Source organism: Pseudarthrobacter sp. WHRI 8279 (genome assembly GCF_040224115.2).
Classification (GTDB): domain Bacteria; phylum Actinomycetota; class Actinomycetes; order Actinomycetales; family Micrococcaceae; genus Arthrobacter.
The window spans coordinates 1,837,456-1,852,412 of record NZ_CP168162.1; the positions used below are offsets into that span (position 1 = coordinate 1,837,456).

The 14,957-nt window shown below is 66.3% G+C and carries 8 protein-coding genes; 2 read left to right on the plus strand and 6 right to left on the minus strand.

Features of this window, described 5'->3' with window-relative positions:
- Nucleotides 1-25: 25 nt before the first annotated feature.
- Both ABRP28_RS08330 and ABRP28_RS08335 read right to left on the minus strand, forming a co-directional pair.
- On the minus strand, nt 26-3,010 hold the full coding sequence (locus tag ABRP28_RS08330; protein ID WP_350002133.1) for a UPF0182 family protein: 2,985 nt from the start codon (nt 3,008-3,010) through the stop codon (nt 26-28).
- A 167-nt stretch (nt 3,011-3,177) separates the two neighbouring features.
- On the minus strand, nt 3,178-4,206 hold the full coding sequence (locus ABRP28_RS08335) for a S16 family serine protease (protein WP_350002134.1): 1,029 nt from the start codon (nt 4,204-4,206) through the stop codon (nt 3,178-3,180).
- Nucleotides 4,207-4,527: 321 nt separating this feature from the next.
- Between ABRP28_RS08335 and ABRP28_RS08340 the strand changes: the two genes are divergently transcribed.
- Nucleotides 4,528-6,006: a zinc-dependent metalloprotease gene (locus ABRP28_RS08340; protein ID WP_350001824.1), complete on the plus strand. Its 1,479-nt coding sequence runs from the start codon at nt 4,528-4,530 to the stop codon at nt 6,004-6,006.
- Between the two features lie 35 nt (nt 6,007-6,041).
- Here ABRP28_RS08340 and ABRP28_RS08345 read toward each other — a convergent pair whose 3' ends face one another.
- From ABRP28_RS08345 to nudC, 3 genes are read right to left on the minus strand one after another with little or no spacing between them, the layout of a single operon-like run.
- Nucleotides 6,042-6,641, minus strand: coding sequence for a M48 family metallopeptidase (locus ABRP28_RS08345; protein ID WP_350001825.1), 600 nt, complete (start codon nt 6,639-6,641; stop codon nt 6,042-6,044).
- Nucleotides 6,641-8,776, minus strand: a complete 2,136-nt coding sequence (locus ABRP28_RS08350) for an ATP-dependent DNA helicase UvrD2 (protein WP_350001829.1) — start codon at nt 8,774-8,776, stop codon at nt 6,641-6,643. Before ABRP28_RS08350 ends, ABRP28_RS08345 begins: the two co-directional genes overlap by 1 nt.
- Nucleotides 8,777-8,833: 57 nt before the next feature.
- On the minus strand, nt 8,834-9,856 hold the full coding sequence (nudC, locus tag ABRP28_RS08355; protein WP_350001830.1) for an NAD(+) diphosphatase: 1,023 nt from the start codon (nt 9,854-9,856) through the stop codon (nt 8,834-8,836).
- Nucleotides 9,857-9,996: 140 nt separating this feature from the next.
- On the opposite strand from nudC, the gene ABRP28_RS08360 reads away from it, so the two are divergent.
- Nucleotides 9,997-11,295: a macrolide 2'-phosphotransferase gene (locus ABRP28_RS08360; RefSeq protein ID WP_350001832.1), complete on the plus strand. Its 1,299-nt coding sequence runs from the start codon at nt 9,997-9,999 to the stop codon at nt 11,293-11,295.
- 12 nt (nt 11,296-11,307) lie between these two features.
- Here ABRP28_RS08360 and ABRP28_RS08365 read toward each other — a convergent pair whose 3' ends face one another.
- Nucleotides 11,308-14,946, minus strand: a complete 3,639-nt coding sequence (locus tag ABRP28_RS08365) for an ATP-dependent DNA helicase (protein ID WP_350002135.1) — start codon at nt 14,944-14,946, stop codon at nt 11,308-11,310.
- Nucleotides 14,947-14,957 lie beyond the last annotated feature (11 nt).

Sequence of the window (14,957 nt, forward strand, 5' to 3'; positions counted from 1 at the left end):
CAGGTGCCGTTAGCCGACGTCGTAATCAGCTGGTGGCTGAGGGTGACGGGCTCGCTTCAGGTGCACCGGTGGCTGCCGGCGCGGGGGTGGCCTCGGGTGCGGCAACCGGGATCTTGGCTTCCGCAGCCACGGCCTTTTGGAGGGCAGCCGCGATCTTCCTCTGCGCCTCGCCATAAGCTGCGAAGTCCCCCGAGGCAAGAGCCGACTGGCCCTCCTGGATCGCCGCATTCGCTTCATCCAGCGCGGCCTTCAGCTCTGCCTTGGCGTCCGCACCTGCAGGTGTTCCCGGCGCAGCCGGATCTGCAGGTGTCTGGCCGTTGTTGTCCGAATCACCGGCGGCAGCTCCGGAGTCCCCGCCGAAGAGCTGCTTCAGTGCCTCATCGAGGGTGGGAGCGAAGCCCACCTTGTCGCCGAAGGCCACAAGGACACGCTGCAGGGTGGGGTAGGACGTCTCGCCGGTGGACTTGAGGTACACGGGCTGGACGTACAGAATGCCACCGCCCACCGGAAGCGTCAGCAGGTTGCCGTTGAGCACTTCGGAGGCACCCTGGCGCAGCAGGTTAAGGGCCTGGGACACCGTGGGATCGGAGTTGAACTTGTTTTGCGCCTGGCCTGGGCCGGGCACCTGGATCTCCGGCGGGATCTGGAGCAACCGCAACTTGCCGTAGCTCTCCGCCTTCACACCCGCCTCGTTCCCGGCATCCGAGTCAGCGGCCAGGAAGCCATAGAGCACGTTGCGTGCGTTTCCGTTGACAATCTGTGGAATGAACGACGACGTCAGCTGGAAGGCGGGCTTGTCCTGGTCCGGCATCTGCAGGGACATGTAGAACGGTGGCTGCTTCACGCCGCTGTTGGAATCAACTGTGGGATCAGCCGGCACGCTCCAGACATCCTTCGTCTGGTAGAACGTGGACGGATCGGTCACGTGGTACTCCCCCAGGAGCTGGCGCTGGACCTTGAAAAGGTCCTCCGGGTACCGGACGTGGCTCATGACATCCCCGGACATTTCCGAGAACGGCTTGAGCGATGAGGGGAACACCTTCTGCCAGGACTTCAGGAGGGGGTCCTGGTCGTCCCAGGCGTACAGGGTGACCGAACCGTCGTAAGCATCAACGGTGGCTTTCACGGAGTTCCGGATGTAGTTGACAGTGCTGTTGGGCAAGGCAACTGCGCGGCCGGACGTGGTCTGGGTGTCAGCCGTGGCGTCGGAGAGCCGCTCCTGCTGGGAGTACGGGTAGTACTGGCTGGTGGTGTAACCGTCCACGATCCACTTGACGCGCCCGTCCACCACAGCCGGATAGGCGTTGCCATCCACCGTCAGGTACGGGGCAACTTTTTCCACGCGTTCACGGGGATTGCGGTCGTAGAGGATCTGGGATTCCGGGTTGACGCCGTCCGAAAGCAGCAGGTCCGAGGACTGGAATTTGATGGAGTACAGCACGCGGTTGAAGAACGTTCCCACGTTGGGCCCGCCGTTGCCTTCAAAGGTGTACTGGTTGTCCCCCTCACCTTCCCGGCCCGAAGGCCTGTCCTGCTCGCGGGCAGGGGCGCCGTCCGGGGCCCCAACAATCGAGTAGTCCGGCGAGGATTCACCGAAGTAGATCCGGGGCTCGTAGGTCGAATCGTCACCCAAGACACCTGTCGACGGGATACCCGACTGCAGGAATTCAGGCTTTCCGTCCACCGTGAACTTGTTGCCCTTGGCGGCCACGACGCCGTAGCCGTGGGTGTACACCACGTGCTGGTTGAGCCAGCCCTGCTGGTTGGTTGCCACGTTTGCCGGGTTGAGTTCGCGGACAGCAATGACAGTGTCCTGGATCTTCCCGTCAACCTCGTACCGGTCCACGTTGAGGGCTTCCGGGAACTGGTAGTACGGGCGGTACTGTTCCAGCTGCGAGAACGCATCCGAGATCAGGTTCGGGTCCAGCAAGCGGATGTTCGCCGTGGTCTGGGCATCCGGGGCAAGGGCCCCTGTGCTGGCTGTGTTGGTGGCGTCATAACGTTCCACCTGGATCTTGTCCAGGCCGTAGGCCGCCCGTGTGTTGTCGATATTGCGCTGGATGTATTCCTTCTCCAGCGTCTCCTCGGAAGGACGCACCTGGAACTGCTGGATCACCCAGGGGTAGACGCCACCGGCCAGGATCGACGTGATGACCAGCATCGCGGTACCGATGACGGGCAGCCGCCAATTGCCGATGATGGCGGCGACCACGAACAGGATGGCTACGAGTACCGCCGCCACGGCAAGGATGGCCTTCGTGGGGATGACGGCGTTGACATCCGTGTAGAGGGCACCCGCCCAGCGGCCGCTGTTGCTCTGAACAGCGGTGAAGCGGTCCAGCCAGAAGTTGATGCCAAGGAGCACCAGGAAGGAAGCGCCGGCGACGGCGATATGGATTTGCGCAGCCCGGCTGGTGAAGACACCGCGTTCCATCAGGCGGATGCTGCCGTAGAGGTAGTGCGTCAGGATGCCCGCGATCCCGGCAATTACCACAACACTGATCAGGAATCCGGTCACGAAGCCGAGGAACGGGAGGGTCATCAGGTAGAAACTGATGTCCATGTCGAATTCCGGATCGTTTGCGCCGAAGGGCTCCTGGTTGAAGAACAGGAGGACTTTCTGCCACTGGCTGGCGGCGGCACTGCCGGCGAAGAGCCCAAAGAGGACGGGAAGGCCGATCATCACCACGCGGCGGACGGGTTCCAGCTGCGCCTGGTACCGGTTCAGGTTGTCCCTGATTTCCGAGTCGGGGGCGTACACCGGCCGGGCGTTATACGCGATGCGGATGGCAAAGAACACCGCCAGGAACATGATGGCGAATCCGGCGGCAAAAATTCCGATCCGGACCAGGTTCTCGGTGATGAACACCTCGATAAAGCCCAACTGCCGGTACCAGAGGACGTCGGTCCAGACGTTGGCAAAGAAGATGAAGCCCACTACCACCAGGGCAACAACGATCAAAGTGGGCGTCAACGCCCCGCGTCGTGAAGGGGGCCTGCCTGTGGACATGGTGCTGGCGGGACGGGACAAACTGGGTACCTCATAGCTGGTCGTCAGATAAATCAGAGCGTGCGTGCGGGCGACGTCCGGCACCGGTCAAACGGCCGGTTTCGTCCGTCATAATTGCCACGAGTGGCGGTAAAACTAAGTTCCTGTCGAGTCTAGTTGCGCCCAGTCTAGTTGCCGGGGCACGCCGGGAGGCCGGACGTGTCCTGACCGTTACCCGCACGTTCGACTGCGTCGCGTGCCTCCGCCAGGGTCTCCACCCGGACCACCTGCAGGCCATCGGGGATGCGACCTGCAACCTCCGGGCAATTTGCGGCGGGTGCAAGGAACAGCGTCGCTCCCCCGGCCCGCGCCCCCTGGAGTTTCTGTTCGATGCCGCCGATGGGTCCCACCAGGCCGTCCGGGGAGATGGTGCCGGTGCCCGCAATGTGCTTGCCGCCGGTCAGATCCCCTGGCGTGACGGTGTCGATGATGCCAAGGGAAAACATCAGCCCTGCGCTGGGGCCGCCGACTTTCTCGAGCGAGATCTCGACATCGAACGGGAAGGTGAAGAGGTACTTGAGCATCACTCCGAGGATGAAGCGGCCCTCGCCGTTGTCCTTGGGGGTGATGGTTTCCGTGACCGGCTGCCCGTCACGCTCCACCACCACGGAAACCGGCGCGCCGTTTCCCGCAACCAACTCCTCCTGGACGACCGCCAGTGCGGTGATGTCCCTGCCGTTAATGGTTTTCAGGATGTCGCCGGGCTGGATCTTTCCGGCCGAAGCGGAATTCTCGGAGAGGTCGGCTGCCTGAAGCTGCTGCCCAAAGGGAATATCAAGCTCCGTCAGGGCAGAGGCGACGGCGTTCTCCTGTGAAGTGGTCATGGCCACGGAACTCTGTTCCTCGGCCTCTTCCTTGGTGGTTCCCGTGGGATAGAGCAGTTCCACTGGATGGACCGCCTTGGAAGGATCGATCCACGCCGAGAACGCATCAAGGATGCTGACTGGCCCGTTTGGTCCGCCGTCCACATAGACCGTGGTCAGGTCAAGGTTTCCCTTGGCCGGGTACGTTTCGCGGCCGCTGATGCTGATGACCGGGCTCCCCTGGCTTTCACCCAGGGTGTTGTACGTCGGTCCGGGCGACTCCACGACGTACGGCACGGGAAGGGTGCCCACGGCGATTCCCAGGCCCAGCGCCGACATTCCCGCGAGGAGCATCGCCGACACTTTCCTGTCCCGGGGTGCGCGTTCCGCAGCAGGCGCTCCGTCCGCCGTGCCGTCGTCGGCCTTTTCTTCATGGCCAGGTGTGCGGGGCAGGGGCGTTTCGCCTGTTTCCGCCGGCAGGTTGCGGGTGAAAAGCTCAGGAGCGTGGTCCTCTGAGGGGTGGCCGCCGCGGGTTGTAGTCACCCAACCAAGACTACGCGGTGCCGGTGTATGCCAGCTCTTTGCCTAGAGCGAACGGCAACGCAGTCCGGCAGACAGCCGACCATGGCCGGGGTACCGTGAAGGTTGACAGCCACACCGACGATCGGCGGGATCATGACCTCCAATCCACTCAATCCGTCCAACGGCGACGACACCCCCAAGGATCCGTTGACCGAGATGCTGCAGAACCTGATGGGCGGCAAGGGGATGGAGAATTTCGACCCCGCCGAGCTGGCCAAGGCTGCAGGGCTTCCGAACGACCCCAACCTGCTGGCCCAGATGTTCTCCCAAGTGCAGGCAATGATGAGCGCCCCGTCCGAGGGCCCCGTCAACTGGCAGCTTGCCCATGACAACGCCCGCCGCGTAGCCGCGAGCGGAAGCGACCCGTCGGTAACGTCCCAGCAGTCGCGCGAGGTTGACGAGGCACTGCGCCTGGCGGAACTGTGGCTGGACCCCGTCACGGATCTTCCCGCCACCGGCCTGATCGGCCGGGCCTGGTCCCGGGCGGAATGGGTTGAGGCGACGCTGGGCACCTGGAAACGGCTCACCGAGCCGGTGGCCAACAGCATCGCCAATGCCCTGTCCTCCGCCATGACGGAGCAGATGCCCGAGGAAATGAAGTCCATGATGGGTGGGGCGTCCTCGATGCTCCAGAACATGGGCGGCGCGATCTTTGGCATGCAGCTGGGTCAGGCGATCGGTGCCCTGTCCGCTGATGTGGTCAGTTCCACCGACATCGGCGTCCCCCTCGCGGACCTTGAGATGGCGCTGCTGCCGTCCAACGTCGCGGCGTTCGGGGAGGGCCTGTCCCTGCCCGAGAATGACATCCGGCTTTTCCTTGCCGTGCGGGAAGCAGCCCACGCCCGGCTGTTTGTCCAGGTCCCCTGGCTCCGCGGGCACCTGCTGGGTGCAATTGAGGCGTACGCCCGCGGCATCCACATCGACACCTCACGCATTGAGGAGCTCGCACGGGACCTTGACCCCAGCAACCCGGAAGGCATCCAGGAAGCCCTGTCGCAAGGGGTCTTTATGCCGCAGCGGACGCCCGCCCAGGAACAGGCCCTGGAGAAGCTTGAGACCGCCTTGGCCCTGGTGGAGGGCTGGGTGGACGAACTCACCGCGGCGGCCACCGAGAAGGTGTTGCCGTCCGCGGGCGCACTGCGCGAGACCGTGCGGCGGCGCCGTGCAACCGGCGGCCCGGCGGAGCACGCTTTCGCTTCCCTGGTCGGCCTGGAGCTGCGGCCCCGCAGGCTGCGGGATGCTGCCACGTTGTGGGCCACCCTCAAGGAAGAGCGCGGCATCGAGGGCCGGGACGCCATCTGGCACCACCCGGACCTGTTGCCCACCGCCGAGGACCTGGACGATCCCAAGGGTTTCAGCGGCCGCCGCAAGCTGGCTGAGGCCAGCGACAGCGAAGTGGACGACGCCCTGCAGAAGCTCCTCAGTGGCGGCTTCGACTCCGCACCTGAGCCGGAAGAAGGCACTGGCGACGGCGGACGGGACGGCGCTGCCGACACTGCAAAGGACGACGGCGGACGTCCGGACGAAGGCAAGGACGACGAGGGCGGCCAGGAGGGTCGGCCGAAAGGCTAGGACACCGCCCGGCGCTGGCTGTTTGCGGGATGCAGTCAGTCGGCGTCGGGATCGGCCAGGCCGCGTCCGGTGGCGAAGGAGACACCCTCAAGGAACGCCTTGGCCCGCTGCGTCTCGGGATACGCTTCAAGCAGCTTCCAGAAGGCCGAGTTGTGGGAGGCCACCAGCAGGTGGGCCAACTCATGGAGCAGGACGTAGTCGATCACCCACTGGGGCATGGGGCGCAGCTTGTCCGAAAGCCTGATGGTTCCCTCTGCCGGAGTGGCAGAGCCCCATCGCGAGTTCTGATTGCTGACCCAGCGCACCGACGTCGGCACGGCACGTCCTCCCAGGTATTTGGCGGACAGTTGGGCCGCGTGTTCGGCGAGGGCAGCGTCCGTGGCCGGTCGCCTCCTGCCCGCTGCTGCCCGCCGCTCCCCTTGGCGCTGCAGTTTGGCCACCATCTTGTGCACCCACTCAGCCTCTTGGGCAGCAGTGAACCGGGCGGGTATCGCGACCACCGCGGTCCCGTTCTCCCAAAAAGCGGCTACGGTGCGGGTGCGCCGTGACGAACGCCGTACCACTACAGGCGCACCGTCTTCCGTGGTTATCGAAGAAGCAGCCGCCACCGTATGCCTCGCGGAGTGGCCGGCCATTACAGAGACGTGCTTTCCGTCAAGACACGCAGGACGTCTTCCCCATACCGTTCCAGCTTTGAAGGGCCTACACCTGCCAGCCGGGCGAGCTCTTCGAGCGAAGCGGGCCGGGCTTCGGCAATGGCAGTCAGGGTTGCGTCGGTAAACACCACGAATGCGGGCACCTCCGCGGAGAGGGCAACTTCCCGGCGCCAGTTCCGGAGGGCGTCGAAGGTCTGCTCCTCGTAGCCCGGCGGGCAGGAGTTGCACCGGCCCACTTTGCGTTCCGCCCCTGTGCCGAGCATGCTTCCGCAGACCCTGCACATGGCGGGAGCCGCGGCTTTCCTGCGGGTCACCGTCACCTTCCCCCGGGTGCTTGAACTGGCCACGGAGTCCGGACGCAGCCCGTCAAGGAACCGTGAGGGTTTGCGGTTGGCGCGGCCTCCCGGGGTCCGGGCGGTGGACCATGACAGCGAAAGGTGTTCACGGGCACGGGTGATTCCCACGTACAGGAGCCGGCGTTCCTCGTCCACCGATTCCGGTGAGTCAGCAAAGGAGATGGGCATCAGGCCCTCACTGAGGCCAACCAGGAACACGGCATCCCATTCCAGGCCCTTGGCGGCGTGGAGCGAGGCAAGGGTCACCCCCTGGACGGTGGGGGCGTGCTGGGCCAGGGAACGTTCCTGGAGTTCGTTGACGAAGTCGGCCAGGCTGAACTGTGGGCCGCGTACCTGAACCAGTTCGTCGGCGAGGGCAACCAGCGCGGCAAGGGACTCCCAGCGCTCCCGGAGGGCGCCGCCGCTGTGCGGGGCCGAATCCGTGTAGCCGAGCGAGGAGACGATGTCCCGGACCAGCTGCCCGAGCGGTTGAGGGGAGTCCGTTTCCGCCACAGCCCGGGTTGCTGCGCGCAGTTGCAGGATGGCGTCGCGCACCTCTTTGCGGGCGAAGAACCGCTCACCGCCGCGCAACTGGTACCCGATGCCGGCGGCGGCCAGGGCCTGCTCGTATGCCTCGGACTGGCCGTTGGTGCGGAACAGGACAGCCACCTCGCTGGCGGGCGTGCCGGCGTCGAGCAGTGCCTTGATCTTCTGGGCAACAGTGGCGGCCTCGGCCTCGTCATCCGCGCACTCGGTAAACTGTGGTGCCGGTCCCGCCGGCCGCTGGGCCACGAGCTGAAGGGGCGCCGCCCAGGCGGCGTCGGCCACGGGACCCCCGCTGCGCCTGCCTGCCAGAAGGTCGTTCGCGAGCTTCACCACCTGCGGCGTGGAGCGGTAGTCACGGATGAGCTTGACCACGTTGGCCTGCGGATACCGTGCCTTGAACTCCAGCAGGTGTTTGGGGGACGCCCCCGTGAACGAATAGATGGTCTGGCTGGCATCGCCGACCACGCAGAGCTCGTCGCGGCCGCCCAGCCACAGTTCGAGGAGACGCTGCTGCAGAGGGGAAACGTCCTGGTACTCGTCCACCACGAAGTGGCGGTACTGCTCGCGGACAGTGGCAGCGACTTTCTCGTCCTCCTGGAGAATTCCCACCGTGATCAGCAGGACGTCCTCGAAGTCAATAACGTTGCGGTCCGTCTTCACGTCCTCGTAGGACTGGAAGACCCTTGCCACGGCGGTGAGGTCGAAGCCGCCCGGGGCACCCCGGTCCTGCGCGTTCTCCAGATAGTTCGCCGGCGTCAGCATGGACACTTTGGCCCACTCGATTTCCGAGGCGAGGTCGCGGATGGAGGCCCTGTCGGTGCTGAGCCGGAGCCGCCGTGCGGCCTCCGCCAGCATCTGGGCCTTGTGGTCCAGGAGGTTGGGCAGGGTCCCGCCGACAGCCTGCGGCCAGAAGAACTGAAGCTGGCGCAGCGCCGCGGCGTGGAACGTTCGCGCCTGGACGTTGCCTGCTCCAAGGTCACGCAGCCGGCTCCGCATTTCCGCAGCAGCGCGGGCCGTAAAAGTCACGGCCAGCAGCCGCTGCGGCGAGTAGACCCCGGAGTGGACGCCGTAGGCGATGCGGTGGGTGATGGCACGGGTCTTGCCCGTTCCTGCCCCGGCCAGGACGCACAGCGGGCCGTTCAGGGTGCTGGCCACCTCCCGCTGCTCCGCGTCCAGGCCTCCCAGGATGCGGTCCTCAAGCGATGCTGCCCCGTCAAAATCTTCTGTAGTCACTTCTGCTGCTCTTTGTCTCGACTACCGCGTGCTGGAGTCTGGTGGATTCGTAGTAGGTCAGTCCCCGGGCCGGTCCTGGATGCGTCCGCCATACCAGTGCTCTATGAGCGAGCGGGCAATGGAAAGCCGGCTCGAAATGGTGATATCACCGGCGAGCACAGCCTCCTGGAGTTCTTCGCGGCTGAACCAGCGCGCCCTGGTGACCTCAACGCCGTCGGGCCTTGCCTCGGTGTCTTCAGTGATGGCGGTAAATCCAAGCATAAGGGAGGCGGGGAACGGCCACGACTGCGATCCGAGGTACTGGCAGGCAGTCACCTTGACTCCCACCTCCTCAAAAATCTCGCGGACTACTGCCTGTTCAAGGGACTCCCCGGGCTCCACGAAGCCGGCCAGTGTGGAATAGTTCCGGGCGTCCTGCGGACCGCCGCCGCCCAGCAGCAGCCGGCCGTCAGGGCCCACCACAGTGACAATGATGGCCGGGTCAGTCCGCGGGTAGTGTTCCGAGGAGTCCGCGGGGCACCGGCGCACCCAACCGCCTGCCTCCACGTTTGTGGAGGTCCCGCAGCGCGGGCAGTGCGTGTGCCCGGCGTGCCAGTTGGTGATGGCGCTGGCTTCAACGAAAAGGGCGGTGTGCGTTGCGCTCAGGCCGCCAGCAACCTCACGAAAGCCGGCCCAGCGGGCATCGGAAGGGATGCCCGCGGTGCCCGGAGTTACTTGCTCCGGCAGGACATACAGCAGGAGGCCGGTTCCAGCCGGCAGATCCGAATCCGGAAGCGCGGAACCCAGGTAGATGACGAGTTCGGGCGACGACCCGGCTGCAGTGAGGTCCTGGAGCAGCGGCTGCGCGGGAGCCAGGCACAGGCGATCGTCCTGAACGAGGCCCTGCCGCCCCGAGAGGACAACTGCAAGCGTCTCGGGACTGGCCAATTGGTCATCCACGATTCCGGGGGCCGTCCGGACAACCGACCCGCGGTCCACCAGCGCCGGCCTGACAGGGAGCAGTGTGTCCATGAGGTGGTTCGCAGGCAGCGTTGCAGGCTGCCCCTGGTAGACCGGTGTAACAGACTCCGCGTGGCTCATACGTCAACCGTACTGACTGGGGCTGACAATTGACATTTGTAGCCTGGCCACGCGGCAGCACCCCCCCTGATTTTCAGGTATCTCAAGACTCGCCGCCGCCGGACCGGCCTCACGGTCCGCGGGCAATCTACCGTTGAAAGGTGAGAAGAAAAGCGATTGAATTGGCAGCCGTTGCAACCGCGGCCGTTCCCGGCCTGACCCCGACGGCAGTCAGCTCTGCCCCGGATGACCCCGCGGACTTCGACTCAGCGCTGCTCCTTGACTCGGAGGGAAAGCGCTGGCGGGTCAGGTCGCCGCGCCATGCCGAGGCCAGCGCCCGGCTCGAAACAGAGTTCCTGGTCCTGCGCGCCTTCGCCCCGGCTATCCGCGCCGAGCTGCCCTTCCTGATGCCTACCGTTGCCGGCAGCGTGCGCCTGGGAAGCCTGACCACGTTCGTCTACTCACACCTGGGCGGGATCACCCGCAGCGTCGAGGAACTGACGGCCGGGCCGGATGCCCTGGCCCGGGAAATCGGTGCGGCACTGGCAGCCATTCACGATCTTCCCCGCGCGATCGTCAGCAACGCCGACCTGCCCAGCTACACCCCGAACGAATTCCGGCAGCGCAGGCTGAACGAGCTGGACCAGGCGGCCACCACGGGCAAAATCCCTCCGGCCCTGCTGCTGCGCTGGGAGCACGCCCTTGAGGACGTCTCCTTGTGGCGCTTCAATCCCTCCGTGGTGCATGGCGATCTCCATGAGGACAACCTTCTCGTGGAAGGCCCAAGGGTCACCGCCGTGACGGGCTGGACCGACCTCCGCATCGGCGACCCCGCGGACGACTTCGCCTGGCTGGTCGCATCCAACGAGCAGGACTTTGTGGACGCCGTCCTGGACGCGTACACCACCGCCCGCCGGGACAAGCCTGACAAGCACCTGCTGCGGCGGGCAGCGCTCTCAGCTGAATTCGCCCTGGCCCAGTACCTGGTTAAGGGCATCGCAGCCGGAGACGCCACCATGGTTGCCGAGGCAGAGGAGATGCTGGCCACCCTGGCCAGCGACATTGCAGAACACGGCGGCCAGCCCATCAGCGTGGAACCCCTTCCGTCCGCGGCGGCTGCCGCGGTTCCCGGCGCGGCCGCGCCCGCTGCGCCGCTTTCCGGAGCACATGCCGCAGGGGCCGGAGCCGGCCCTGGTATGCGGGCGGCCGACGGCGGTGCACCCACCCCCGTGCCTCCGGTCACCGTCATTCCGGTTCCGGCAGACCAGCCGGCTGTGCACGTGACACCGATACCCGCAGACCCGGCACCAGCACCGGCCGGCGCTGAAGGCGGTGCCGGTGCGGGAAGCAGCACCGGCGACGGTGCAACGACCAACTCCCCGGACGTACCGGGCGTACCGGGCGGTCCGGATGACACGTCGACGGCGGCCCTCGCCATTGTTGAGGTCCACAAGAACTAGCCCGAAGGGCGCTTAGGCAAGGGGACGTCCGCGAGGCGCCTTTCCGGCAGCGGTGAAGGCAGCGGCGACTATCTCCTCCAACTGCCCGGCGGATGCGAGGTCATGGGGCCGCACAATCTCGTCGTCCGCCACGTAGAAGAACGCCGCCCTGACATCCTCCAGGGGCACGTCTTTCAGCCGCGACCATGCCAGGCGGTACACGGCAAGCTGCACTGCCCGGGACCGCAGCTGGGCCCCCGATGGCCGCCGCCCGGTCTTCCAGTCCACCAGGTCCCAGCGGCCGTCCGCGTCCTGGAAGACGGCGTCGATCCGTCCACGGACCACCACGTCCCCAACCCGCGTCTCCACCGGCACCTCCACAAAGGCAGGCGAACGATGGGCCCACGGGGACGACCGGAAAGTGGCCACCATGGCGTCCAGGTCATACGCCGCATCGATGTGGTCATCCGAGCCGGGCGCCTCGCCGAGGTCGAGCATGCCTGCGCTTCCGAAGTACTCTTCCACCCAGGCGTGGAAAGCCGTTCCCTTCCGCGCCGACATGCCTGGCTCCCGCGGTACGGGCCTGCGGAGCTGCCAGAGCACCGCCCCCGGGTCTTCACCCAGGTCCACCAGGGTGGATGCAGAGATGTGGCTGGGGAGGTGGACCTCCTGCACGGACGACTTCCTCGCCCGGCGTTCCAGCAGCAGCGCCGCTTCACGCGCCCAGCCGGCAGCCGGGCCGGCCAACGGCGGATGAGGGGCTATCACGGCGTCCTGGCCTGGCACAGCACCCGCCGGCACTCCGGCCTCACGCAGGGACAGTCCGCTCCCATCCCTCATGGCCTCCAACGCAGCCATCACCCCGGCGGATGCCCTTTCCATGGCGTTCCTGCGGCCCCCGGCAAGGCGAAGGCGCTCTCCCGTCCGGGGATCCACCGGCCCCTCCAACGGATCGTAGGGCCAGCTGGCCACCTCCACGCCGACAGTCAGTGGGCTGGCCTCCGGCAAGGAAGCTTCCTCAACCGAACGCGGATGAATGCCTGCCAGCACTGGAGCACCCCCGCGGGCCGATGCGGCCAGTGGCTCCAGTTCTGCAAGGAACGGCGACATTTCAGCCCGCCCGGACCTGGACCCTACCCACGCTGCGCTGGACGCCCAAAGGACGTGCTTGGCCCGTGTGTAAGCCACGTATGCCAAGCGGCGCTCCTCGGACTCCCCATGCGCCTGGACGGCTGCCTTGAAGTCCTTTTCCGCGTCCAGCCACCCTTTTTGGTCCGGCTGGTCCAGGTCCCACTGGGGCAAATCCGCCCGGTCGCCGCGCAGCGGCCAGGGCAGGGCAGCTGATCCGCTGCTCCAGCGCGAGTCGCGGTCGCTGGGAAAGTCCTTGGCATTAAGCCCCGGCACAAAGACAACGTCCCATTCCAGGCCCTTGGAGGCGTGCACGGTGAGCAGCTGGACAGCCTCACGGTTGACATCGCTTGGCGGTGCTTCCAGGCCGTTTTCTTCAGCTGACGCCGCCTCCAGCCAGGACAAAAATGCGAGGATGTCGACGCGCTGGGAGGTCCGCAGGAAGCCCGCGGCTGCGTCCTGGAAGGCATCAAGGTTCCTGCGGGCCTGGTGGATGCTGATGCCCGGCCGTGCGGCAACCTCGATATCGAGGAGCATCGCCCTTTCCACTTCCCCCAGCAGCGTGGTGAGGTCGTCTCCCAGGTACCCCCGGAGCTGGCGCAGTTCCGTGGAAAGCCGAAGCATCCGCCCGCGTCCGGCAGGTGTAAGGGACCTGCCGTTCGATGAGGTCCACCCTTCCCGCGGCAGCCAGTCCAGCGCCTCTACCAGGCTGGCGGCGTCTGTGAGGTCGCCTTCCAGGACGGCCGGTTCGCCGTCCGGGGCGTTGTCGTCGGCTGCTCCGGGCTGGCCGCGCCGCCGGGCCAGCTGGCTGGACCAGTCCCTCAGCGCCATCAAATCTGCCGGGCCTATCCGCCAGCGGGCCCCGGCCAACAGGCGCATGTGCGCGTCGGAGCGGCCGGGGTCGGCGAGGACGCGCAAGGTGGCCACGAGATCGACAATTTCCGGAGTATCGAGGAGGCCGCCAAGACCGACGATCTCGTAGGCAATCCCGCGGGCCTCCAGCTGGCGGCGGATGGGTTCCATCTGGGCACGACGCCGGCACAGCACGGCGATGGCGGGCGGAACCGGGGAACCGTCGGGCTTGAGCTCAAAGTCCGTCACACGGTATTTGAGGATGTCCTCAGCGAGCGCGGTGGCTTCGTCCACGTCGCTGGCAAAACGGCCCAGCACCACAGATCCCGCGGTTGCGTGCGGACTGGGCTGCAGCGGCGGCACTTCGGGGGCCGCCGCTGCTCCCCCGCCGGCCGGGCCGCGCTGCGCCGCCGCCCGTCCCAGGGATTCGGACATGACGTTGGCTGCCGCCAGGATAGATCGCCCGTTCCGCCATGCCGTTGTCAGGTAGGACGTCGGCGCAGGAGCCCAGGTCCCGGCGTCTTCCGCTGTCTCTTTCCCTACGGCCGTTTCCTCCGCTGCCCCCTTACCGCTCGTCCCCGTCCTCACCGGGAACTCCCGGACAAAATGGAAGAGCTGCCCCGCCGAGGCGCCACGGAATCCGTAAATTGACTGGTTGGGATCGCCCACGGCCGTCACCGCGTGCCCGCCGCCGAAGAGCCGTGAGAACAGGACCAGCTGGGCGTGGGAGGTGTCCTGGAACTCGTCCAGCAGGACCACCTTGTAGCGCTGCCGCTCCATCTGGGCAGCCAGGGGGACTTCCCGCGCCACACGGGCGGCGAGGGCCACCAGGTCACCGAAGTCCAGTGCACCCCGCGCCCGTTTGGCCGCCGCATAGCGTCCAACCATGTCGGCCACGCTTGCCCTGGTCCGCAGCATCCCGGCGAGGTCGGCCGCTGCCTGCGGGGGGTTCTTCTTCCTATCGGCAAGGTAAGGGAGTGACTCGAAGTCGGACAACCGCGCCATGAGCCACGCTTCAACGTCCTCGGGCTCCTGGAGGTGCTCGGCGCACTCACCGGCCAGCTGGATAACTGCCTTCACAAGCGTGGACTTGGCAGCCCGGAAATGCCCGTATTCGCCGTCATAGGCCTCCACGACCTCACTGGCGAGTTGCCAGGCCTGGGCACCGCCCAGCAGGACCACGTCACGCTCCACACCAAGCCGGAGCCCGTAATCGGAAACGATGCCGCTGGCGAACGAGTGGTACGTGGAGACTTTCGGTTCCAGGGCATCGCTGCTGAGTAGTCCCTCCGGAAATACCCCACGACCATCATTCCGGGCAGCCTTGTCCTGCGCCATTTTGTCCTGGGCCATCTTGTCCTGGGCAACCAGGCGCTGGAGGGCAGCCAGCTTCGCACGGATGCGGGAGGCCAGTTCACCGGCTGCTTTCCGGGTAAAGGTCACGCCCAGCACTTCCTCCGGCCTCACCCAACCGTTGGCCACAAGCCAGACCACGCGGTCGGCCATAGTGGCCGTCTTCCCCGATCCTGCCCCCGCAATGACCAGCCGAGGAGTCAGCGGCGAGGCAATGATGGCCGACTGTTCCGGGGTGGGAACGTTTTTTTCACCCAGAAGCACAGATAGCTCTTCCGGGCTGAACCGCGGCGGGGGCGGTGTGGCGGCACCGGCCCCGTGCCCGGCAGCCAAGGGCATGGCAGCCGACG